This is a genomic window from Neobacillus mesonae (assembly GCF_023715155.1).
Classification (GTDB): Bacteria; Bacillota; Bacilli; order Bacillales; family Cytobacillaceae; genus Neobacillus; species Neobacillus mesonae_A.
In genome coordinates this window covers 146,608-168,648 of sequence record NZ_JAMBNQ010000002.1, presented here as the reverse complement: position 1 = coordinate 168,648, position 22,041 = coordinate 146,608, and the positions used below count along the sequence as shown (strand labels likewise).

Annotated in this window: 20 protein-coding genes; 1 reads left to right on the top strand and 19 read right to left on the bottom strand. The window is 43.5% G+C overall.

The window, feature by feature from the left end:
• Nucleotides 1-164: 164 nt before the first annotated feature.
• The 9 genes from M3183_RS03650 to M3183_RS03610 all read right to left on the bottom strand — a co-directional run bounded on the left by M3183_RS03650 (nucleotide 165) and on the right by M3183_RS03610 (nucleotide 9,009).
• Nucleotides 165-674 (bottom strand): hypothetical protein, encoded by a 510-nt coding sequence (locus tag M3183_RS03650; protein WP_251466596.1) that lies wholly within the window; start codon nucleotides 672-674, stop codon nucleotides 165-167.
• Between the two features lie 524 nt (nucleotides 675-1,198).
• Entirely contained in the window at nucleotides 1,199-1,807 is a 609-nt protein-coding gene (locus M3183_RS03645) for a thymidine kinase (RefSeq protein ID WP_251466595.1), read from the bottom strand.
• Between the two features lie 227 nt (nucleotides 1,808-2,034).
• Nucleotides 2,035-2,241 carry a 50S ribosomal protein L31 gene (gene rpmE, locus M3183_RS03640; protein WP_251466594.1) on the bottom strand — a complete coding sequence of 69 codons (207 nt, stop codon included), beginning with the start codon at nucleotides 2,239-2,241 and terminating at the stop codon, nucleotides 2,035-2,037.
• A gap of 168 nt (nucleotides 2,242-2,409) precedes the next feature.
• The gene (gene rho / locus M3183_RS03635; protein WP_251466593.1) at nucleotides 2,410-3,675 is read right to left on the bottom strand and encodes a transcription termination factor Rho; all 1,266 of its coding nucleotides are present in this window, start codon (nucleotides 3,673-3,675) and stop codon (nucleotides 2,410-2,412) included.
• Nucleotides 3,676-4,242: 567 nt separating this feature from the next.
• Nucleotides 4,243-5,205 carry a class II fructose-bisphosphatase gene (gene glpX, locus M3183_RS03630; RefSeq protein WP_251466592.1) on the bottom strand — a complete coding sequence of 321 codons (963 nt, stop codon included), beginning with the start codon at nucleotides 5,203-5,205 and terminating at the stop codon, nucleotides 4,243-4,245.
• A gap of 103 nt (nucleotides 5,206-5,308) precedes the next feature.
• Nucleotides 5,309-6,595, bottom strand: a complete 1,287-nt coding sequence (locus tag M3183_RS03625) for a UDP-N-acetylglucosamine 1-carboxyvinyltransferase (protein WP_251466589.1) — start codon at nucleotides 6,593-6,595, stop codon at nucleotides 5,309-5,311.
• Between the two features lie 227 nt (nucleotides 6,596-6,822).
• Nucleotides 6,823-7,473 carry a fructose-6-phosphate aldolase gene (gene fsa, locus M3183_RS03620; RefSeq protein WP_251466587.1) on the bottom strand — a complete coding sequence of 217 codons (651 nt, stop codon included), beginning with the start codon at nucleotides 7,471-7,473 and terminating at the stop codon, nucleotides 6,823-6,825.
• A gap of 94 nt (nucleotides 7,474-7,567) precedes the next feature.
• The gene (locus M3183_RS03615) at nucleotides 7,568-8,425 is read right to left on the bottom strand and encodes a class II fructose-bisphosphate aldolase (protein WP_251466585.1); all 858 of its coding nucleotides are present in this window, start codon (nucleotides 8,423-8,425) and stop codon (nucleotides 7,568-7,570) included.
• Nucleotides 8,426-8,637: 212 nt separating this feature from the next.
• Nucleotides 8,638-9,009: a response regulator gene (locus M3183_RS03610; RefSeq protein ID WP_251466584.1), complete on the bottom strand. Its 372-nt coding sequence runs from the start codon at nucleotides 9,007-9,009 to the stop codon at nucleotides 8,638-8,640.
• Nucleotides 9,010-9,258: 249 nt separating this feature from the next.
• Between M3183_RS03610 and M3183_RS03605 the strand changes: the two genes are divergently transcribed.
• The gene (locus tag M3183_RS03605) at nucleotides 9,259-9,792 is read left to right on the top strand and encodes a DUF2529 domain-containing protein (RefSeq protein WP_251466583.1); all 534 of its coding nucleotides are present in this window, start codon (nucleotides 9,259-9,261) and stop codon (nucleotides 9,790-9,792) included.
• 798 nt (nucleotides 9,793-10,590) lie between these two features.
• Here the strand turns inward: M3183_RS03605 and M3183_RS03600 are convergent.
• The 10 genes from M3183_RS03600 to M3183_RS03555 all read right to left on the bottom strand — a co-directional run bounded on the left by M3183_RS03600 (nucleotide 10,591) and on the right by M3183_RS03555 (nucleotide 21,845).
• Nucleotides 10,591-12,189: a CTP synthase gene (locus M3183_RS03600; protein WP_251466582.1), complete on the bottom strand. Its 1,599-nt coding sequence runs from the start codon at nucleotides 12,187-12,189 to the stop codon at nucleotides 10,591-10,593.
• A 298-nt stretch (nucleotides 12,190-12,487) separates the two neighbouring features.
• Complete coding sequence (locus M3183_RS03595) at nucleotides 12,488-13,063, bottom strand: ABC transporter permease (protein ID WP_251466581.1); 576 nt, start codon at nucleotides 13,061-13,063, stop codon at nucleotides 12,488-12,490.
• 247 nt (nucleotides 13,064-13,310) lie between these two features.
• Nucleotides 13,311-13,883: a DNA-directed RNA polymerase subunit delta gene (rpoE, locus tag M3183_RS03590; protein ID WP_251466579.1), complete on the bottom strand. Its 573-nt coding sequence runs from the start codon at nucleotides 13,881-13,883 to the stop codon at nucleotides 13,311-13,313.
• Nucleotides 13,884-14,001: 118 nt separating this feature from the next.
• Complete coding sequence (locus M3183_RS03585) at nucleotides 14,002-14,178, bottom strand: hypothetical protein (RefSeq protein WP_251466578.1); 177 nt, start codon at nucleotides 14,176-14,178, stop codon at nucleotides 14,002-14,004.
• A 103-nt stretch (nucleotides 14,179-14,281) separates the two neighbouring features.
• Entirely contained in the window at nucleotides 14,282-17,533 is a 3,252-nt protein-coding gene (gene icmF / locus M3183_RS03580) for a fused isobutyryl-CoA mutase/GTPase IcmF (RefSeq protein ID WP_251466575.1), read from the bottom strand.
• Nucleotides 17,526-18,176, bottom strand: a complete 651-nt coding sequence (locus tag M3183_RS03575) for a TetR/AcrR family transcriptional regulator (RefSeq protein ID WP_251466573.1) — start codon at nucleotides 18,174-18,176, stop codon at nucleotides 17,526-17,528. Before M3183_RS03575 ends, icmF begins: the two co-directional genes overlap by 8 nt.
• Nucleotides 18,177-18,245: 69 nt before the next feature.
• Nucleotides 18,246-19,385: an acyl-CoA dehydrogenase gene (locus M3183_RS03570; RefSeq protein WP_251466570.1), complete on the bottom strand. Its 1,140-nt coding sequence runs from the start codon at nucleotides 19,383-19,385 to the stop codon at nucleotides 18,246-18,248.
• Nucleotides 19,386-19,633: 248 nt separating this feature from the next.
• Entirely contained in the window at nucleotides 19,634-20,764 is a 1,131-nt protein-coding gene (locus tag M3183_RS03565) for an acyl-CoA dehydrogenase (protein WP_251466567.1), read from the bottom strand.
• Nucleotides 20,765-20,778: 14 nt separating this feature from the next.
• Nucleotides 20,779-20,940: a hypothetical protein gene (locus tag M3183_RS03560; protein ID WP_251466565.1), complete on the bottom strand. Its 162-nt coding sequence runs from the start codon at nucleotides 20,938-20,940 to the stop codon at nucleotides 20,779-20,781.
• Between the two features lie 53 nt (nucleotides 20,941-20,993).
• A complete protein-coding gene (locus M3183_RS03555) occupies nucleotides 20,994-21,845 on the bottom strand; it encodes a 3-hydroxybutyryl-CoA dehydrogenase (protein ID WP_251466562.1) in 852 nt (283 codons plus the stop codon).
• Nucleotides 21,846-22,041: the final 196 nt, after the last annotated feature.

Genomic DNA, 22,041 nt, shown 5'->3' with positions numbered 1-22,041 from the left:
CAGTTGGAGACCTCCAGGCCATACGCTGCTGACCAGGGTGCTTTCTGCTTTCACCTTTCGAGTCCATAACATTCTAATTATAGTATAGGTAAAAACGAAGGTCAAAACCATTTTCTAAAGAGAAATTTTTAAAAGCAAAAAACATGCCCTGAAATCAGAGCATGCTATCTTCTATCTTCTTTTACACGGACTTCAATATTGTATCTTGGCAGGGCTGTTACCAGCTTTTTATGCAAGCGGGACTCTGCTGCAATTTTTTCACGGTCGGAAAGCATTCCTTTTTTATAAACAGAAACCCACATCCGGTCGCCGTTAATCCAAACGGAATCGGTCACAAACTCATTCGTTGCAGCCACGACATCCTTTGCTTTTTTAATATCGTTGCCTTCGTTGGATGCTCCAGCTTCACCGCCGCTGCCTGTCCGATCCAGGTCAAGGAAATTTGGATTTTGATTGGTTATATCGTTTTCCACATAATGTTGTTCATCTTTACCGCGATTTGTCATGAAATCCGGGTTATTATTCCGGTTTTCAGTCTGGTTTGACATATAATTCGGCGCGCTCTTGTCGTTTTGCAAATCATAAGACGTATTTTCCGCCACGTTGTCCTTGTTCTGACACCCAGCTGCCAGCATCGTCAGCGCCATCAATGAGGGAAACAACCATTTTTTCATTAGTACACCTCCCATTACCAATTATATTGCCCTGCATGAGGGGGGAAGTGTACAAGTGAATTGTTTCCAACGAGGTTTTTAGTCTTTTGAAAAAATGTATTGCTCTCAGTGGCCGCGCTGCGGTTTCTTTAGGCTTACTTGGTCGCGAAGATCTGATTACTCATTCACATCGAGCTGTGCTGCGTCTCCCTTTTGACGACTTTTTCTAAATGGTCTCAGGCACGCAGCACCTCCTACGTGACCTTGCAGCCTTGTTCTATATGGTTTTGGGCACGTAAGACCATTCTACATTACCATGCGGCCATATTCTTCACCATTTGGGCACATAGACACCTTCTAAGTGACCATAATGCCTTTTCTTCATCGTTTCAGTAACCCAGACTCCATTTTATCCAGCAGCCAATCTCCTCACTGTCACAGCCAGTTAAATCCACACTCAGCAACAACTTTACAGTCTTATGATTCCGGATAAATTGCCTAAATAAAAAAAAAACCGCCCTATACTCGGGCAGTTTCTCTAATCTCTATATTTCTTCCAACGCCGCTTTGTATGCAGCCGTTTTGGGTACTTCATGATGATGACGGCATCGCGGTTCATATTTTTCAGCTGCGCCCACCAAAATAACTGGATCATGGTAGGATGCCGGGCGGCCGTCAATCAAGCGCTGAGTACGGCTTGCCGGTGATCCGCAAACGGAACAGACCGCCTGCAGCTTTGTAACAGATTCTGCAATAGCCATCAGCATAGGCATAGAGCCGAACGGTTCGCCGCGGAAATCTTGGTCAAGGCCTGCCACAATCACCCGGTGGCCTTGGTCTGCCAGCTGCTGCACCACGCGGACAATACCTTCATCAAAGAACTGAATCTCATCGATGGCAATAACATCCATATCTGCCTCGATATGATGTAAAACTTCAATTGAATGAGAAATTGGCTTCGCTTGAATAGAAGACCCATTATGAGATACTACAGACTGTTCGCTGTAACGATTATCAATTTTTGGTTTAAAAACAGCAATTTTTTGTTTGGCAAATTGTGCACGGCGAACCCGGCGGATTAATTCCTCTGACTTCCCGGAAAACATGCTGCCACAGATAACCTCAACCCATCCGCTTTGCTTCATCACATACATAAACGGTGTCTCCTTCCTCATACGAACCCTTTTTTGCCTAAGTATATAGCCGGTTCACCCGGCCTTTTATAATATCAATAAAAACAGTGGACGCAAGACTAAAGGTCCCCTCCACAGTTGTTTTTCATCTATGTTAAAAAATAAGCAGTTAACAAGCTGCTTTTACATCTATCTTATCCAATAAAAAACAGGCAAGTCGGATTTCTTCTTGCCTGTTGAGTAATTCATTACTTTTGCGTAAGGCCATATCTTTTGTTGAAACGGTCAACACGTCCGCCAGCTTCAGCGAATTTTTGACGACCTGTATAGAATGGATGACATTCTGAGCAAGTTTCAACACGGATTTCTTCTTTTACTGATCCGCTTTCGAAAGTATTGCCACAAGCGCAAGTCACCACAACTTTCTTATAATTAGGATGAATTCCTGCTTTCATTCTTTTCATCTCCTTCCGCCCTGAATCATTACGAAACAGAGTTATCATAAAGTGCTTGTCTAAAACAGGCACTCAAATTACTAAAAACACACTGTAAGTATTATAACAACGCCAGCCTGCTTTTGCAAGTTGGGATTTTCAGGAATATTTTAAAAGTCGAGGTGCTAATTACGATCTGCGCGTCCTCAGTTCCATATCCAATTGGTCAAAAAATTCCTGATTAGACTTCGTATGCCTTAATTTCTTCAAGAAGCGTTCTGCAAAATCTGGTGAATCTGACATCGATTTGCGAATTGCCCATAATTTATCCAGATGATCCTTCGGAATAAGCAATTCTTCCTTACGTGTTCCGGAACGGCGGATATCAAGAGCCGGGAAGATACGGCGTTCAGCAAGCTGCCGGTCAAGATGCAGTTCCATATTGCCTGTCCCTTTAAATTCCTCATAAATGACGTCATCCATACGTGAACCAGTATCAACTAATGCCGTTGCTAAGATGGTTAAGCTGCCGCCCTCTTCAATATTACGAGCAGCTCCGAAAAAGCGCTTCGGACGATGGAAGGCTGCCGGATCAATACCGCCAGAAAGTGTACGGCCGCTTGGCGGAATAACCAGGTTGTATGCACGTGCCAAACGGGTAATACTATCCATTAAGATGACCACATCACGCTTATGTTCCACTAAACGCATGGCACGGTCAAGCACCAATTCAGCTACTTTAATATGGTTTTCCGGTACTTCATCAAATGTTGAGCTTACAACGTCGCCAGCAACTGATCGTTCAATATCGGTTACTTCCTCTGGACGCTCGTCAATCAACAGGACGATTAGCTCTACATCAGGATGATTTGTTGTGACGCTGTTGGCAATTTCTTTTAACAGCATTGTTTTACCTGCTTTTGGCGGAGCAACGATCAGACCGCGCTGGCCAAAGCCGACCGGCGCCACTAAATCCATAATTCGTGTAGAAAGATGCTTTTGTGTCGTTTCAAGCTGCATCATTCTATTTGGATATAAAGGTGTTAATGCAGGAAAATAAACACGTTCCTTTGCAGACTCCGGATCCTCGCCGTTAACTGCTTCCACATGTAATAAACCAAAGTAACGCTCGTTTTCCTTTGGCGGGCGGACTTTACCTGAAACTTTATCTCCGTTGCGTAAATCAAAACGGCGGATCTGCGAGGCGGAAATATAAATATCCTCTGAGCTTGGCGAATAATTAATAGGACGTAAGAAACCAAATCCCTCCGATTGGATGATTTCCAAAACGCCTTCCATGAAAAAATAACCTTGCTGTTCCGCGCGGGATTTTAAAATAGCAAAAATTAATTCCTTTTTTGTTAATTTGCTGTAATAAGTCACTTTATACTCGCGGGCAAGTTCATAAAGCTCCTTCAGCTTCATATTTTCTAAAATTGATATTGTTAATTCCATTTGTACACCACTCTTTTATATTTTTCCGTCCTTGCCGCTTTGATTAGCGGGAGATGGTATTTCGAATCATACATTTTTGAGGAAGGAATAGAAGTTTATATTGAAATGAATAGAAATGCAGAAAATAGCATAATATAAAACAATTTCTATTGTACCCTCACAGCTGAAAATTAATCAACTACATTTTTCTGGCAAATGGGACTTTCTGGACATTTATGGACTTATCCCTGCTTATCGGGAGTAAGTCCTCCCCTTCAAGGCTTAGCGTTAGCATGATATTTAAGTGGAGAATAACTGCCCGTAATAGCCCGATTGGTTCAACTAACAATCAATGTGGGATGGAAAGAGCCCCGCTGATTGAAGTTTCACTTTATCAGCCTTGCGGGAAACTGATATTTAAGTCCGCATTGCCGGTGAATTTTTCTTTAGTGATTTGGAAACTTTCTATCTGGAAGGAATTCCCCTTGGAGATATCGGAGTTTTTCTCTCTGTATACTTCTGCCAGGCACCGAATAAACGGCGCCCGGCATTATGTTAAAATCAACTTCAATTATCTAAAGTCTTCTTCTATCTCAGCACCAAATTAGGCTTTTTGTTTAAGCTGTGGCGTCCTTCAACAAAGCGGACCGTTCCGGATTTGGCACGCATAACGAGCGAATGGGTAGATGCGTGGGATCCTTTAAATTGAACACCGCGCATTAGCTCGCCATCAGTTACACCTGTTGCTGCAAAAATGGCATCATCGCCTTTGACAAGGTCTTCCATGCGCAATACTTTATGGATGTCTAAGCCCATCTCTTTACAGCGTTCCACTTCTTCATCATTCTGCGGCAGGAGTTTTCCCATAATCTCTCCTCCAAGACACTTTAAGGCCACCGCAGAAAGTACGCCTTCTGGAGCACCGCCAGAGCCGAATAAAATATCGACACCAGTGTTATCGAATGCCGTATTAATGGCGCCCGCGACATCGCCGTCATTAATTAATTTGATTCTGGCACCAGCCTCACGAAGCTGAGAAATAATATGTTCATGACGGGGACGGTTCAGTACAGTCGCAACGACATCCTCGATATCTTTATTTTTTGCCTTTGCCACTGCCCTTAAGTTATCAATGACAGGTGCATTGATATCAATGAGGCCGACTGCTTCTGGTCCAACAGCAATTTTTTCCATATACATATCTGGTGCATGCAAAAGATTGCCGTGGTCTGCAATCGCTAGAACAGCTAATGCATTCCAGCCGCCAGATGCTAAAATATTAGTGCCTTCCAGCGGATCCACGGCAACATCAACACGCGGACCATAGCCTGTCCCAAGTTTCTCGCCGATATAAAGCATCGGCGCTTCATCCATTTCCCCTTCACCAATGACAACTGTTCCTTTCATTGGTACAGTATCAAACACATTGCGCATTGCCGTGGTTGCTGCATCATCCGCTTCATCTTTCTTTCCGCGTCCCATCCAGCGTGCGCAGGCAAGTGCTGCCCCTTCTGTTACTCGGACGAGCTCCATCGATAAACTTCTTTCCATCTCTTCTCCATCTCCCATTTGCTCTTTATTATATAAACGGGGTTGTAAGTTGATGTATCTAATCCCGTTAGCGAAACCGTTTATCATGTGCTTACCAGATTCATCAAATATTTTTCATATGTTCTAGTTCTTCTTTTGTCAATGCTTCACGCCATACAGTAGCACCGAGGCCGTTTAACTTTTCAACCAAGTCACTGTAGCCGCGGTCAATATGCTCAAGTCCGGTCACTTCAGTAATCCCTTCTGCCATAAGACCGGCAATGAACAATGCCGCACCTGCCCGAAGATCGCTTGCCTTTACTTTCGCTCCCTGCAGCTTTACAGGACCATTGATAATAGCAGAACGCCCTTCCACCTTAATATTAGCATTCATTCTTCTTAATTCATCAATATGTTTAAACCGGGCTCCATAAATGGTATCGGTTACAACACTTGATCCCGCGGCCCTTGTCAACAGCGTCGTAAACGGCTGCTGCAGATCTGTTGGAAATCCTGGATAAACCAGTGTTTTAATATCGACCGTTTTTAAATCGGGCGCCGTTTTAACAAAAATTTGATCATCGCCTGTTTCAATATGAACACCCATTTCACGAAGCTTGGCAATTACTGATTCCAAATGAAGCGGAATGACATTATCAATTAATACGCCTTCCCCCATTGCTGCTCCAAGAATCATATATGTGCCCGCTTCAATCCGGTCAGGAATGATGGTGTGGCGGCACCCATTTAATGTGTCGACTCCTTCAATACGAATGACGTCTGTTCCAGCACCTTTAATTTTTGCCCCCATGTTCGTCAAAAGTGTGGCAACATCGATAATTTCCGGCTCTTTTGCAGCATTTTCGATAATTGTCCGTCCTTTTGCCCGAACAGCGGCAAGCATAATATTAATAGTGGCACCAACACTGACTACGTCAAGATAAATTCTAGCACCGCGCAGTTCATCGGCTCTTAAATAAATGGCTCCCTGCTCATTGGTTATTTGAGCGCCGAGTGCTTCAAAACCTTTGATATGCTGATCTATTGGACGCGGTCCTAAATGACAGCCTCCCGGCAGGCCAATAACAGCCTTTTTAAAGCGGCCCAGCATAGCCCCCATCAGGTAATAAGATGCACGCAGTTTTTTCACCTTGCCATTTGGCAGAGGCATCGATATCATACTTGACGGATCAACCGTCATTTCGTCTTCAGTAATATGTACCTTCCCGCCAATTTCCTCAAGGAGATCCTTCAAGATGTCGACATCAGATATATGCGGCAGACCTTCAATTGTTACTGGAGATTCGGCTAAAATAGTAGCAGGAATCAGTGCAACAGCACTATTTTTAGCACCGCTTACACGTACAGTACCCTTTAACGGATATCCGCCCGCAATTTTGAGTTTTTCCATTTTCGACTCCCTTCTAAGCCTTATGTAAAATCAAGATTCGCTAGTCTGGCTTAGTCCGAGTCAAGACGGAAACGCTTAACTCGGACCCGGCATGAGCCTAAGGCATATTTTTCCAACCATAATAACTAAAATCGGACAGTTTGTCTAACTTATAGTTTACACGAAAAATGAAATTTCATGTATGGAAATTAAAAAAATTTACACGAAAATGGAAAAATGCAGCCAAATTATGCTTCTGTACGGGAATTCCAGTCTTTTAAGAATGCTTCAATTCCTTTATCTGTTAAAGGGTGTTTAGTTAAACCCATTAATACTTTGTAAGGGATGGTAGCAATATGGGCTCCCCTTAATGCAGCTTCCGTTACATGCATTGGGTGGCGGATTGATGCTGCAATAATTTCTGTTTCAATACCATGGATGTTAAATATTTCGGAGATAGTGGAGATTAGGTCTAAACCATTTTGGCCGATATCATCTAATCTGCCGAGAAATGGTGATACGTAGGTTGCGCCTGCTCTTGCCGCAAGCAATGCCTGATTCGCGTTGAAAATTAACGTAACATTTGTTTTAATGCCTTCTTTTGAAAAAGCATGAACCGCTTTTAAACCGTCTGGAGTCATTGGAACTTTTACTGTAATGTTTGAAGCAATGGCAGCAAGTTCTCTTCCTTCTTTAATCATACCTTCTGCATCAAGAGCGATTACTTCTGCACTGACAGAACCAGGTACGAGGCTCGTAATTTCCTTTAATCGTTCGTGGAAAGAAACACCTTTTTCTTTTGCTACTAGTGTTGGGTTTGTGGTTACACCTGCTAATAAACCAAGATCATACGCTTCACGAATTTCATCTAAATTAGCTGTATCTATAAAGAATTTCATGTTTTTCCCCTCCATTTTTTAAAGACTCTGTCAATTTACAGACGGAAACCGCCCCAATGATAGGGCGGTTGCCTCTTTTATTTAATCTGTGTCATTACGCTTTTTGAGATGAACCGAATTCGCGCATTTTGCCGATAACAGTTGCTTTAACAGTATCGCGAAGCGGTCCTAAGAATTTACGTGGATCATACATATCAGGGTTAGCTGCTAATACTTCACGAACCGTCTTCGTTGAAGAGATTTGGTTTTCAGTATTAACATTGATTTTTGCTGTTCCAAGTGAAATGGCTTTTTGGATATCTTTTGTTGGGATACCTGTTCCGCCGTGAAGAACTAGTGGCATACCAGTTAGTTTTCCAATTTCTTCCATTTCCTTGTAACCAAGTTTTGGTTCCCCTTTGTAAGGACCGTGAACAGAGCCTAATGCTGGTGCAAGGCAGTCAATGCCTGTGCGGTCAACAAGCTCTTTACATTCGTTAGGGTCAGCATAGATGATGCCTTTGCCGACAACATCGTCTTCCTGTCCGCCGACAGTACCAAGTTCTGCTTCAACCGAAACACCTTTTGAATGAGCGTATTCAACCACTTTTTTAGTCGTTTCTACGTTCTCTTCGAATGGATGGTGGGAAGCATCGATCATTACAGATGTAAATCCGGCATCAACTGCTTCTTTACATTTATCAAGGCTTGAACCATGGTCAAGATGGATAGCTACAGGAACTGTGATATTATAATCTTCCATTAATCCTTCAACCATTTTTACAACGGTTTTAAATCCGCCGATATAACGTCCTGCTCCTTCAGATACGCCAAGAATAACAGGTGAATTTTCTTCTTGTGCTGCCTGCAGAATTCCTTGTGTATATTCTAGGTTGTTAATGTTAAACTGCCCAACAGCGTAATGTTCCGCTTTTGCCTTTTTTAACATTTCTGTCATTGAAACTAATGGCATTTCTATTCCTCCTTAATTTAGGTCAATGGCTGTCTCAAGCAAGGTACTTCATATTAATAGTTTCCCTCAATTTTCGCAATTATGTATTGAAAAAGCACATCGCCGAAATAAAAGTCCTATGTAATCATATCAAAATAAACACTGAAATACCATTAATTCAAGCGCAATTTTTAAAGTGTTAAAATGTAAGCGGACCCATTGAAAAACGCACCCTAATTGGCTTTTTGCGGGATATGTTTTTTCACTGCTGCGCGGATATCATCGATGTCAAACGGCTTGGCAAAATGGGTAATGGCACCGAGGTCTTTCGCTTCCTGTATCATATCCAGCTCACCATAAGCGGTCATAATGATGACACGGATATCCGGATCAATTACCTTCATCCGTTTTAAAATTTCAATCCCGTCCATACCTGGTATTTTCATGTCTAAGAGAACTAAATCCGGACTATGCTTTGTTACAATATCCAGTGCTTGAACTCCGTTTGCTGCTTGAAATGTTTTATATCCTTCTTTTTGGAAAACCTCATTCAGCAAAATTCGAATACCAAATTGATCGTCAACGATTAAAATTTTCTCTTTCATCCTTCCACCTCTTCCCAATTTACTTAGTATTTATTTTATATTTCACCTTTTTTACCCTTGATATAATTCTATCTTGACAATGAAATGTCCTGCTAAATCACATTATATTATTGAAATTTAATTTAAAATGGTGTAGAGCCGCCTCTCTTAAGTGGTAAATTTTGATTTTTTCACTTAAACTAAATGGATGTAAAACCTTGCACTATCCAAAAAATAGGTATGGTGGTGCGAAGGAAGGAGGATTTTTTGATGTTAAAAATGTTTACCACCCAGTTGACTGGTTTATTTAAAAAAATAGAGGAAAATGAGGAGTATTCATTTGAAGATGGAGCACGGCTGCTTGCACAGGCACCTGCCGGCAACGGAAGCATTTACATTATAGGCTTTGATGAAATGAAGGCTGTTGAGTTGGAAGCATTAGAAGGGGCAGAACCTCTTAAATGGGCAAAATGCCTGGATGTTTCTGCTGTTTCAGGCTTAACAGAGGCAGACCGGGTTATTCTTTTTGCAAGAAAGGCCGATCACGAAGCTGCTGTTAAAATGGCCGGCGTACTTCAGGAAAAAGAAATTCCATTTGTGGCAGTTTCAACGGTGATGGATACAGAAGCAAGCGGCGGCCTTAATGAATGTGCCGATGTCCACATTGATTTAAGGTTAAAAAAAGCCTTAATTCCAGACGATTTCGGCGGCCGAACCGGCTATCCCTCTTCCATGGCAGCCTTATTTGTCTATTATGGCTTAAAATTTACGATTGATGAGATTTTATCAGAATACGAGTTATAACATTCATATTGATGACGGGGATGTCCTAAAAGTTTCATTTTAGGGACACCCCCTTTTTGGTTTCGGTTCTTTGAAATATGTCCTTTGCTTTTTACTAAAGGCACAGGCGGTTCACGATTGTTGTAATGACATTCTTGGCGGAAATAACAGGTTAATGAGCGGAATGTAGAAGTAAAGCGGCGGAATTTTCGCGCAAACCCGCGGAATAATTCTAAAAACAGGCGGAATTCTGAGTTAAACCCGCGGGATTCTCTCGAAAGCTTCTCTTCTTATAATTCAATAGGACTTTCTCTGCGCGTTAGACTTACCTCGGCGGAAATAACAGCTCATTCCGCGGAATGCAGAAGTATAGCGGCGGGATTTTCGCGCAAACCCGCGGAATAATTCTAAAAACCGGCGGAATTCTGAGTTAAACCCGCGGGATTCTCTCGAAAGCTCCTCTTCTTATAATTCAATAGGACTTTCTCTGCGCGTTAGACTTACCTCGGCGGAAATAACAGCTCATTCCGCGGAATGTAGAAGTTAAGTGGCGGGATTTTTGCGCAAACCCGCGGAATAATTCTAAAAACCGGCGGAATGCTGAGTTAAACCCGCGGGATAATCCAAACCCCTGCAGGATTCTCTTGTAATCAAGCACAATCATTAAGAAATTCACTTTCCAGAATAACTAGAAGCGAGTTGTTTTTAACATACCAGCCTCTTCCCTTTTTTAGAAATCATGTAGACATTTTTCGTAAACATAAGTCCAACAAAAAGACCAGTCCCTTTCAAGGAAACTGGCCCTAACCATTCAATATCTTATTTATTAAGTGATGCCTTTACAAAATCACGGAATAGCGGCTGTGGACGCTGTGGTCTTGAGACGAATTCCGGATGGAACTGGGATGCAACGAACCATGGGTGGTCAGGAAGCTCGATGATTTCCACTAAGCGGCCGTCCGGGCTTGTCCCAGAGAACACAAAACCAGCCTCTTCCATTTCCTGACGATAATGATTGTTAAATTCATAACGATGGCGGTGACGCTCATAAACCACTGTTTCCCCTTCATAAGCTTCAAATGCCTTTGTGCCTTCCTTCAAGCGGCAAGGGAATAATCCTAAACGCAATGTTCCGCCTAAATCTTCAATATCTTTTTGCTCTGGCAGCAAGTCAATCATTGGATGCTTGGTGTCTGGTGCAAATTCAGAAGAATGGGCATCAGCATACCCTAATACATTGCGGGCAAATTCAATGGTTGCCAGCTGCATGCCTAAGCAAATACCAAGGAATGGTTTCTTTTGTTCGCGGGCATAGCGGGTTGCCTCAATTTTCCCTTCAATTCCGCGGTCGCCGAAGCCTCCAGGTACAAGAACTCCATCGACATCATCCAATAGCTCGGCAACATTTTCACGAGTAACACAATCAGAATTGATCCATTTTACTTCCACGTCTGTATCAAATGCATAGCCGGCATGCTTTAATGCTTCAACAACAGAAATATAAGCATCTTGAAGCTCCACATATTTTCCGACAAGTCCGATGCGGGTTTTGCCAGACAAGTTTAATACTTTTTCCACTAAAGCTTTCCATTCAGTCATATCAGGATCTTGCGTCACTAATTTCAGATGATCGCAGACGATTTGATCCATATTCTGTTCCTGAAGTGCAAGCGGGATGGAGTAAAGTGTGTCAGCATCCTGACATTCAATCACTGCTTTATTATCGATGTCACAGAATAAGGCAATTTTGTCCTTCATATCCTGTGAAATTGGCATTTCCGTACGTACCACGATAATATTTGGCTGTATGCCAAGGCTTCTCAGCTCTTTTACACTATGCTGGGTTGGCTTTGTCTTCATTTCCCCGGCAGCTTTGATATACGGTACAAGGGTACAGTGAATGTACATGACATTATCACGGCCGATATCGCTCTTAATTTGGCGGATTGCCTCTAAGAATGGAAGCGACTCAATATCACCAACGGTTCCGCCTATTTCTGTAATGACGACATCTGCATTGGTTTCCTTGCCGGCGCGGAACACGCGGTCTTTAATTTCGTTTGTAATATGCGGAATAACCTGAACGGTTCCCCCTAAATAATCACCGCGGCGTTCTTTGCGCAGTACTGTAGAGTAAATTTTACCAGTTGTGACATTGCTGTATTTGTTTAAATTAATGTCAATGAAACGCTCATAGTGGCCTAAGTCCAAATCTGTTTCCGCACCGTCATCGGTGACGAACACCTCACCATGCTGGTAGGGGCTCATTGTCCCAGGGTCCACGTTAATATATGGGTCAAACTTTTGAATCGTGACACTCAAGCCGCGGTTTTTTAATAATCTTCCAAGTGAAGCAGCGGTAATCCCCTTTCCAAGTGATGACACTACGCCGCCCGTTACAAAAATATACTTTGTCATTAAAATTCCCCCTTAGGTTACAGTTTGTGCATTATTTAGAATGTTAAAGGGCTTTTTTGAAAAATGATTCTTAAAAATAAAAAAGCACAAGCACCCATTTCAGGCGCTGGAGCTGGAAATGAAAAAACCCCATTAAGGGGAGATAATCAATAAAAAAGCGCTCCACTTCACGTATAGTAAGGGAGCGCATATTTTGTAAATACGAATTGTCCTTTTTAAGGAGCCCAAACAAGATATTACAAGGCAGCGAGGGAAAAGTCAAGCACTTCTCAAGCTAAAAAATGAATATCACGAAGGATTACCTTTTAAGGATCTTTTTGAGAACTGTTTCCGAAAATGTTCCTTTGACTGCTGGGGCAATCGGACTTGCCGGCCTATCATTCATTAATGGAGAGGGGAATCTTGCTGCTTCAAAATGAGTAAAGGAAGGATCTCCAATAATCATACCTTCTACACCCTCGAATGTGTCTTGCGCAGCAGTACCGAACCGAACCGATAGTGAATCTCCAGCATTTAGTTGGACAATCGCAGAAGCACTTACGAAAGCCGTAACATTATATAATGCTGCTGGTACATCCTCCAAATCAATTGCTATTAGGAACTCATCATTTAAAAAAATAAAAACTATGGCAACATAATTTGTCGGGTTCAGTGTTTGATCTGGAGAAAAGGCAATTTGTGCTAATACAGAATAAACTCCATCCTGTTTAGCCGTAAAGTGGGACGTTGCTGGATCATATTCACCCATAACATCAAAACCAAATGGCGGTGTAAAATCATCTTGAAAGTGAACAAAATACAGCAATGCTCCATCGTTTGGTTGATCAGCTGTACTAAACGCTCTAAAGCCTGATGACATTGGTTTTAAACCCAATACTTAACACTTCCTTTCTTCTTTGCTTTGCTTTTATTATTTTATTGTGTTTTGTTTAAAATGATTGGACAACCATATCAAAAGCGGAAAATTAGTTCATACCCCTAAGACACGTGCCTTCAGGACAAAGCAAAGCTTGTTCCTGCGTGATTATTCTTAGTGTTCAGCCCAGGCAAATTCAAAAAAAATAGCCGTCCACATTTGTGAACAGCCATTTTTTTTAAAAAATGATATAAAAGACTCTGCTTTACAGGTCTTCCTCTTCTTCTTCGTCCTCTAACTCTTCGTCTTCGAGGTCAAGTTCTTCATCGAGCTCTTCTTCCTCGTCAAGCTCGAAATCATCGTCTTCCTCTAACACATCATCATCATCGTCAAATTCATCGACGTCATCGAGATCTTCCAAGTCTTCATCTTCATCAAGAATATCATCTTCCTCGAAATCATCGGTGTCATCATAATCTTCCTCATCGAGTTCATCATATGCATCATGCTCTTCTTCCTCGACAACTTTTTTCGCCTTCTTCTTCTTCGGCTTCACAGGGGTTATGACTTCTTCCTCCTGCGTATCAACCGGATACCAAACGCGGAGTCCCCAACGGTTCTCACCTAATGATAGAAACCGTCCATCGACATTAATATCTGTATAAAATTGTGCCAGACGAGATCGCATTTCTTTTTCAGAAATATCAGCAGCGGCGCAAATCTCCTTTACCAAATCATTAAAAGAAATCGGCTGCTTGCTGTCTTTTAAATATTCATACGCCATTTCAATGAGGGATAACTCTAGTAACTCCTCTTTTGAGTATTGTGCTAGACTCATTACGGGCACTTCCTTTCTCTATTTAACACGGCAATTTATGGATACATGTAAATGCATATTCTCCATTATAAACAAATTCCCCCTGTTTATGCTAGTTCCTGCCATGGTTTCCTGAAAATTATTGCTCGTCATCCTTTTCTTCTTGGCTGCGAAGCTTTTTATATTCTTTTATCGAGATGACAAGAAAGAAGATGGCCAAAAGCAGGAAGGAAACAGCCCCCAATTGCCGTTCATATAAATAATACAATGGCCAGGCAAATATCAGTAAAATAATCATCATCGTCCCTAGCTTCATGGAGAACACCTGCCCATATCAATGACTTATTATATATGAGATTTTAACATAAAAATACAATGGCATAAAATTCGCCATTGTATTTTATTAGAATGTCTGCCTATTACATATTTCTACGGTATTGACCGCCGACTTCGTAAAGCGCCCGTGAAATCTGCCCGAGGCTTGCGACTTGAACAGTTTCCATTAATGCTTCAAAAATATTGCCGCCGCTTACGGCTGTTTCCTTCAGCTGTTTTAGAGAAACAGCTGCTTGATCTCCGTGAGCCTCTTGGAAGGCGCGTAAATTATGAATTTGCAGTTCCTTCTCTTCCTTCGTTGCCCGGGCTAATTCCATATTATCAACCTCTTCTGCAGAAGGCGGATTCGGGTTCAAATACGTATTTACACCGATAATCGGCAGTTCACCGGAATGCTTTTTCATTTCATAATACATCGACTCTTCTTGAATCTTACCGCGCTGATACTGGGTTTCCATTGCCCCAAGCACGCCGCCGCGGTCATTCAAGCGGTCAAATTCCTCAAGCACCGCCTGCTCTACTAGATCTGTTAACTCCTCAACAATAAATGCACCCTGCAGCGGATTTTCATTTTTGGTTAATCCGTGCTCTTTGGTGATGATCATCTGGATCGCCATCGCCCGTCTTACCGATTCCTCAGTCGGCGTGGTAATTGCCTCATCATAAGCATTCGTATGAAGCGAGTTACAGTTATCATGCAAGGCCATCAATGCCTGTAAGGTCGTTCGGATATCGTTAAAGTCAATCTCCTGTGCGTGCAGTGAGCGTCCCGATGTTTGCACATGATATTTTAGTTTCTGACTCCGCTCATTGGCGCCATATTTTTCCCTCATAACGGTTGACCATATCCGGCGTGCTACCCGGCCAATAACGGTATACTCCGGATCCAAACCGTTGGAGAAAAAGAATGACAAGTTTGGTGCAAAGTCATCAATATTCATGCCGCGGCTTAAGTAGTACTCAACATACGTAAAGCCGTTAGCAAGCGTAAACGCCAGCTGCGAAATCGGATTCGCCCCTGCTTCCGCAATATGATAGCCGGAAATCGATACCGAATAATAATTGCGCACTTGATGGTCGATAAAATACTGCTGAATATCTCCCATCATCCTAAGCGCAAATTCTGTTGAAAAAATACAGGTGTTTTGGCCTTGGTCTTCTTTTAAAATATCCGCCTGGACGGTCCCGCGGACAGTCTGTAATGTATAGGCCTTTACTTCCGCAAACTCTTCCACGGTTAACGTACGGCCAAGCTCCGCTTCTTTCTTTTTTATCTGCTGGTCAATCGCCGTATTCATAAACATGGCTAAAATAATCGGCGCTGGTCCATTAATCGTCATCGAAACAGAGGTGGATGGATGGCATAAATCAAAGCCGTCATACAATTTTTTCATATCGTCCAATGTACAAACACTAACCCCGCTCTCACCGACTTTCCCGTAAATATCCGGGCGGTAATCCGGGTCTTCGCCATATAAAGTAACGGAATCGAATGCCGTACTTAGACGTTTTGCGGGATCATCCTTTGATAAATAATGGAAGCGGCGGTTCGTTCGCTCCGGTGTTCCTTCCCCGGCAAATTGCCGTTTCGGATCTTCCCCCTCACGTTTGAACGGGAATACCCCTGCCGTGAATGGGAAAGATCCTGGTACATTTTCCCGGTATACCCAGCGGAGGATTTCACCATAATCCTTATATTTTGGCAGGGCCACTTTAGGAATATCAAGCCCTGATAAACTTTTTGTTTTTAATACCGTGATAATCTCTTTATCACGGATTCTTGTTACAAATTGTTCTGCAGAATAGGCGGCCTTTGTTTTTTCCCAGTTAGCAAGAATACGCTTCGACTCTGGTGTCAGCTGCTCCTCGGTCTTTGTCTTAACAGCTTCTAAGGCGGCGACCACTTCCGGCTGGTCTTTCACCGCTTGGACAGCCCCTTCCAGCTGGAACAATTTCCGGGCAAGGTCTGCCTGCTCTTCAGCCTTTTTATGATAAGTGCGGACCGTTTCGGTAATTTCCCTTAGATAATAACGCCGGTCTGTCGGAATAATGACATTTTGTTTTTCCACCTCAGCGATTTTGCTATAGGTCGTTTTCCATTCGGTTCCAGCCTTTTGGTTAATTTCCTCAATCAGTGCGGCAAATAAAGCGTTTGTGCCCTGGTCATTGAACTGGCTGGCAATGGTTCCGTACACAGGCATTTCAGAAATATCCTTTTCAAACAGCATATGACTCCTCTGATACTGCTTTTGCACCTGGCGCTTCGCATCTTCAGAACCCTTGCGCTCAAATTTATTGATGACAATAAGGTCTGCAAAGTCAATCATATCTATTTTTTCCAGCTGGGTCGGGGCTCCGAACTCGCTTGTCATCACATACATGGAAACATCACAAATCTCCGTAATTTCGGCGTCTCCCTGGCCAATTCCGCTTGTTTCCACAATCACAAGGTCAAAGCCGGCTGCTTTCGTTACCGCAACTGCGTCATGAATTGCCAGTGACAGTTCGCTTTTTGATGCCCTTGTCGCAAGGCTTCTCATATAGACATTTGGCGAGAAAATAGCATTCATACGGATCCGGTCACCCAATAGGGCCCCGCCTGTCTTTTGCTTTGTCGGGTCAACCGAAAGAATGGCCACCTTTTTATCCGAGAATTCGTTGATAAACCGGCGGATTAACTCATCCGTCAGCGAACTTTTTCCAGCTCCGCCTGTACCGGTAATCCCCACAACTGGAATTTCCTTCTCAAGCTGTTTTACTTTTTCAAGAACCAATTCGGCCGTTGCTGCCGCTTCCCTTTTTTGATCAACATGCAGCTCTGCCAGGGTAATGAGTTTCGCAATGGCATTGACATCCCCCGTTGGCAGTTTTTCAATCTGCTCGGCTGTATCACCGCTGATAGTGGAAAAATCACACTCCTCCATCATCTGGTCAATCATCCCCTGCAGTCCGAGCTCGCGGCCGTCATCTGGTGAAAAAATCCCGGCAATCCCGTAGTCATGCAGTTCTTTAATTTCTCTTGGAATGATGACACCCCCGCCGCCGCCGTAAATGCGGATATGCGGGGCTCCTTTTTCCTTTAGAAGATCATACATATATTTAAAATATTCGACATGTCCGCCCTGATAAGAGGAGATAGCAATTCCCTGAACATCCTCTTGAATTGCAGCATTTACGACTTCTTCCACCGAACGGTTATGTCCAAGGTGAATCACCTCAGCCCCGCTCGCCTGAAGGATACGCCTCATGATATTGATGGAGGCATCGTGGCCGTCAAACAGACTGGATGCCGTCACAAAACGAATATGATGTTTAGGCTGATATTTTTTACTCATCCTGCTCCCCCTTTTTTGGTTGAAACTTGCTTAAACCTGCCAGTAAAAACTCTGTCTGCAGTTCAATGTATTCATCCAGCGTATATAATTTCCGCAGGGCCCAGCGGCGGAAACCCCACATTTGCCCTTGCACGAAAATATCGTGGGCAAGCAGCTGGACCTGTTTTTCAGATAAAACCAACTCGCCATTCTCCACACATTTGCGGAGGATGGTTTCAAACATGCCGACCATTTCCATTTCCTTTTGCAATACGTAGGGCAGGGCATCCTTCGTCAGGGATTTCACTTCCTGATACATGACCAGCACCTCGGCCTGCATTTCATCCATGACTTGAAAAAAACTGGCCACTCCAAGCTTCAAGCTTTCCAATGTTCCCTTTTTTAGTTCGAGGTTTTGCTGCAGGCGTTCGCTGACATGGTCATAAATACTGTCGCAGACAAGATAGAGAACGTCCTCCTTGGTGCGGATGTATTCATACAATGTCCCGATGCTGAATCCCGCCGCCTTGGCAATCTCCCTTGTCGTTGTCCGGTGAAACCCCTTTTCTTTAAAAAGCTGTACCGCCCCTTTAATCATTTGGTCACGCCTTTTTTGTACAAGACGTTCATCTTTAACCGATGCCTGAACTTCCCGTTTTGCCATTTTCAAACCGCCTTTGTTCAAATTAAGCAAACACTGATTTCGCCTTTCACAGATTTGATCCGGTACTCGTTACTTCGTTAACATCCTTGAAATGACGAGGCGCTGGATTTCCTGGGTGCCTTCATAAATTTGGGTAATTTTCGCATCACGCATGAAACGCTCAACAGGATAATCTTTTGTATAACCATAACCGCCGAAGACTTGAACCGCTTCTGTTGTTACTTTCATCGCTGTGTCACCGGCAAATAATTTCGACATCGCCGACTCTTTTCCATATGGAAGCCCATTGGATTCAAGCCATGCTGCTTGGTAGGTTAATAGTCTTGCTGCTTCAATATTGGTGGCCATATCAGCAAGTTTAAAGCTGATGCCTTGGTTCGCAGCAATAGGCTTGCCAAATTGGTGGCGTTCCTTAGCATAATCCACTGCTGCATCGAGTGCCCCTTGAGCAATTCCTACTGCTTGTGCAGCAATCCCATTCCTGCCGCCATCAAGCGTCATCATCGCAATTTTAAAACCTTCCCCTTCTTCACCCAGACGGTTCTCCAGCGGAACCTTGCAATCTTCAAAAATAATTTCTGTCGTAGTAGATGAACGAATGCCAAGTTTATCTTCCTTTTTGCCAACAGAGAAGCCAGGGTAATCTTTTTCAATAATGAAAGCGGTGGTCCCTTTCTGCCTGCTGGACGGATCTGTTAGTGCAAATACAACATAAATGTCTGCTACACCGCCGTTTGTGATGAAGATTTTTGATCCATTCAGAACATAATGGTCACCCTCAAACTTTGCCGTTGTCCTCATTGCGCCTGCATCTGAACCGCTTCCTGGCTCCGTTAATCCATATGCACCAATCTTAGAACCCTCTGCCATCGGACGAAGATATTTTTGCTTTTGCTCCTCATTGCCAAATTTAAAAATCGGCCAGCCGGCAAGTGAAGTGTGGGCAGAAAGGGTAACGCCGATAGAAGAATCCACGCGGGACAGCTCCTCAATGGCAATACAATAAGCAAGATAATCACTGCCGATGCCGCCATACTCTTCCGGCCAAGGAATCCCTGTTAAACCAAGCTCCGCCATCTTATCGAAAATCTCTCTGTCAAAACGTGACTCCTCATCACGCTCCGCAGCTGTCGGGGCTACCTCATTCCTAGCGAAATCACGCACCATTTTACGAATCATTTCATGTTCTTCTGATAGTTTAAAATTCATGTTAGAGAGCCTCCTGGGTATATGTTTTAGGTTGTTTGCTAAATTTTATGGTTGATGCAGCAAATTAGGATTTTTACAAAGAAATGCTGCTTTGCTGCACGTTACTTTTGCTTTTCTACAAAAATTAGATTGTATTCTACAATACAGCGCTTCTTTTCTACAAGATTTGGATAAAATGAACAACATCCTGTCATCTGCAGCAAAAACGAAATTTTTATATAATCATTAAACGTCCTTTTAGAACGAGCTTACAAATGTTTACTTATCACAATCCTCTGAATCTCGCTTGTGCCCTCGTAAATTTCCGTTACTTTGGCATCCCGGAAATAGCGTTCAACCGGATAATCCTTTGTATAGCCATAACCGCCGAACACCTGAACCGCTTCCGTGGCGGCTTCTACAGCCGTTCTTGAAGCAAACAGCTTTGCCATTGAAGCCTCCTTCCCACACTTTACCCCTTGAGAGTAAAGCTGGGCCGCACGATAGACTAATAGTTTTGCAGCCTCTACATTCGTCGCCATGTCGGCAAGTTTAAAGGCAATCCCTTGCTGGGCAGCGATTGGTTTGCCAAACTGGTGCCGTTGTTTAGCATAGGCCGTTGCAGCCTCAAGGGCAGCTTCAGCAATGCCAAGCGCCTGGGCAGAAATTCCAATGCGTCCGGCATCAAGGTTTGCCATCGCAATTTTAAAGCCCTCTCCCTCTTTGCCAAGAAGGTTTGCAGCCGGAACCCGCATATGATCAAATATTAACTGAACCGTTCGTGACCCGTGCAGACCCATTTTCTTTTCATCCTTACCAATGACAAGGCCGGGAGTATTTTTTTCCACAATAAAGGCAGCAATTCCCTTAGTACCAAGGCTCGCATCGGTGGCAGCAAAAACGATATAGACATCTGCCTCACCGCCGTTCGTGATAAATACCTTAGACCCGTTAATGACGTACTCCCCACCATCACGGACTGCTCGGGTTTTAAGGCTGCCCGCATCCGACCCGGCACCAGGCTCGGTCAGACAAAAGGCTCCCAGATATTCACCTGAAGCAAGCTTCGGCACGTACTTTTGCTTTTGTTCCTCCGTCCCAAAATACACGATTGGGTTCGTACCAACCGAAGTGTGCACCGAAAGAATGACACCTAATGTCGCGCTTACCTTGGATAGCTCATGAATGGCGATGATATAGGAAGTAAAATCCATTGCGGCACCGCCATAATTTTCCGGAATCGGAATGCCCATCAGGCCAAGCTCCCCCATTTTGCTGAGAATCTCGCGCGGGAATTCACCCTTTTCCATCTTTTCAATAAATGGTGCTATTTCTGTCTGAGCAAAATCACGCACCATTTTACGCATCATCTCTTTTTCTTCTGTAAAATAAAGATTCATGCTGTCCTCCCCTTTCAGAGGATTATTTTGGATTCGCGGATTACCTGCCTAGATTCGCGGATAAGTCCCCAAAAATAGCGGATAACTGGTTCACATCCGCGGATATTTGCCAATAAGCTGCGGATAAACTTCCAAGCCCCGCGAATAGCTCCAGGGCCAGCGTTAGCAGCCGCCAACGGCAGAAAGATATCCCCTTTTTGCTGATGCTCCCAAATTTTAACCGGCAAACCTATTCATATACATAAAATCCACGGCCCGTTTTCTTGCCGAGCCAGCCTGCTTTCACATATTTGCGCAGGAGCGGACATGGACGGTACTTATCGTCACCAAAGCCTTCATGGAGGGTTTCCATAATATACAAGCAGGTATCAAGACCAATAAAATCAGCTAGTGTGAGCGGTCCCATTGGATGATTCATGCCAAGCTTCATCACTTCATCAATGGCTTCTTTCGTGGCAACGCCCTCATACAAGGTATAAATAGCTTCATTGATCATCGGCAGCAATATACGGTTCGATACAAATCCAGGAAAGTCATTTACCTCAACCGGCACCTTGCTCAAGGTTTTGGTCATATCTTCAATAACTTGGTATACTTCATCAGCCGTACCCAAGCCGCGGATAATTTCCACCAGATTCATGACCGGAACCGGATTCATAAAATGCATCCCGATTACTTTTTCCGGACGCTTTGTAACTGCCGCAATCTCCGTGATTGGCAGGGAGGAGGTATTGCTCGCCAAGATGGCGTTCGCTGGTGCAATTTCATCAAGCTGGACGAAAATTTTCGCTTTAATATCCATATTTTCAACCGCTGCCTCAATGATCAAGTCCACATCACCGGCATCCTGTAAATTTGTAGAAACAGTAAGGTTATTTAAGATTTCCTGCTTCTTTTCCTCTGTAATCCTTCCTTTATCCACATTACGGGAGAGGTTTTTGTTAATGATTCCAAGCCCGCGTTCCACGAATTCAGGTTTCAAATCATTTAGCAGCACCTTGTATCCTGCCTGTGCACAAACCTGGGCAATCCCCGAACCCATTTGTCCTGCTCCCACAACCATTACTTTTTCAACCTTCATGTTCTTCCCTCCGCTTTCTCTATTTAAAATAGACTCCTTCGATCGTTACCTGGCGTCATTAGACAGTAACAGATGCTTATGCGGCAGAAATACCGCTTCATACGCAGTCAAATGGTGTCAACCGATAGTTACAGCATCTTATCCTGCTGTAAAAATGCTCCGGCCAACAGCAACCCCCTGTGTCCTCGGTCAAAAA

Bases quoted from the DNA above. Each gene is read 5' to 3' on its own strand.
- M3183_RS03650 (WP_251466596.1), bottom strand. From the start codon at position 674: ATGAAAAAATGGTTGTTTCCCTCATTGATGGCGCTGACGATGCTGGCA.
- M3183_RS03645 (WP_251466595.1), bottom strand. From the start codon at position 1,807: ATGTATGTGATGAAGCAAAGCGGATGGGTTGAGGTTATCTGTGGCAGC.
- rpmE (WP_251466594.1), bottom strand. From the start codon at position 2,241: ATGAAAGCAGGAATTCATCCTAATTATAAGAAAGTTGTGGTGACTTGC.
- rho (WP_251466593.1), bottom strand. From the start codon at position 3,675: ATGGAATTAACAATATCAATTTTAGAAAATATGAAGCTGAAGGAGCTT.
- glpX (WP_251466592.1), bottom strand. From the start codon at position 5,205: ATGGAAAGAAGTTTATCGATGGAGCTCGTCCGAGTAACAGAAGGGGCA.
- M3183_RS03625 (WP_251466589.1), bottom strand. From the start codon at position 6,595: ATGGAAAAACTCAAAATTGCGGGCGGATATCCGTTAAAGGGTACTGTA.
- fsa (WP_251466587.1), bottom strand. From the start codon at position 7,473: ATGAAATTCTTTATAGATACAGCTAATTTAGATGAAATTCGTGAAGCG.
- M3183_RS03615 (WP_251466585.1), bottom strand. From the start codon at position 8,425: ATGCCATTAGTTTCAATGACAGAAATGTTAAAAAAGGCAAAAGCGGAA.
- M3183_RS03610 (WP_251466584.1), bottom strand. From the start codon at position 9,009: ATGAAAGAGAAAATTTTAATCGTTGACGATCAATTTGGTATTCGAATT.
- M3183_RS03605 (WP_251466583.1), top strand. From the start codon at position 9,259: ATGTTAAAAATGTTTACCACCCAGTTGACTGGTTTATTTAAAAAAATA.
- M3183_RS03600 (WP_251466582.1), bottom strand. From the start codon at position 12,189: ATGACAAAGTATATTTTTGTAACGGGCGGCGTAGTGTCATCACTTGGA.
- rpoE (WP_251466579.1), bottom strand. From the start codon at position 13,883: ATGAGTCTAGCACAATACTCAAAAGAGGAGTTACTAGAGTTATCCCTC.
- M3183_RS03585 (WP_251466578.1), bottom strand. From the start codon at position 14,178: ATGAAGCTAGGGACGATGATGATTATTTTACTGATATTTGCCTGGCCA.
- icmF (WP_251466575.1), bottom strand. From the start codon at position 17,533: ATGAGTAAAAAATATCAGCCTAAACATCATATTCGTTTTGTGACGGCA.
- M3183_RS03575 (WP_251466573.1), bottom strand. From the start codon at position 18,176: ATGGCAAAACGGGAAGTTCAGGCATCGGTTAAAGATGAACGTCTTGTA.
- M3183_RS03570 (WP_251466570.1), bottom strand. From the start codon at position 19,385: ATGAATTTTAAACTATCAGAAGAACATGAAATGATTCGTAAAATGGTG.
- M3183_RS03565 (WP_251466567.1), bottom strand. From the start codon at position 20,764: ATGAATCTTTATTTTACAGAAGAAAAAGAGATGATGCGTAAAATGGTG.
- M3183_RS03555 (WP_251466562.1), bottom strand. From the start codon at position 21,845: ATGAAGGTTGAAAAAGTAATGGTTGTGGGAGCAGGACAAATGGGTTCG.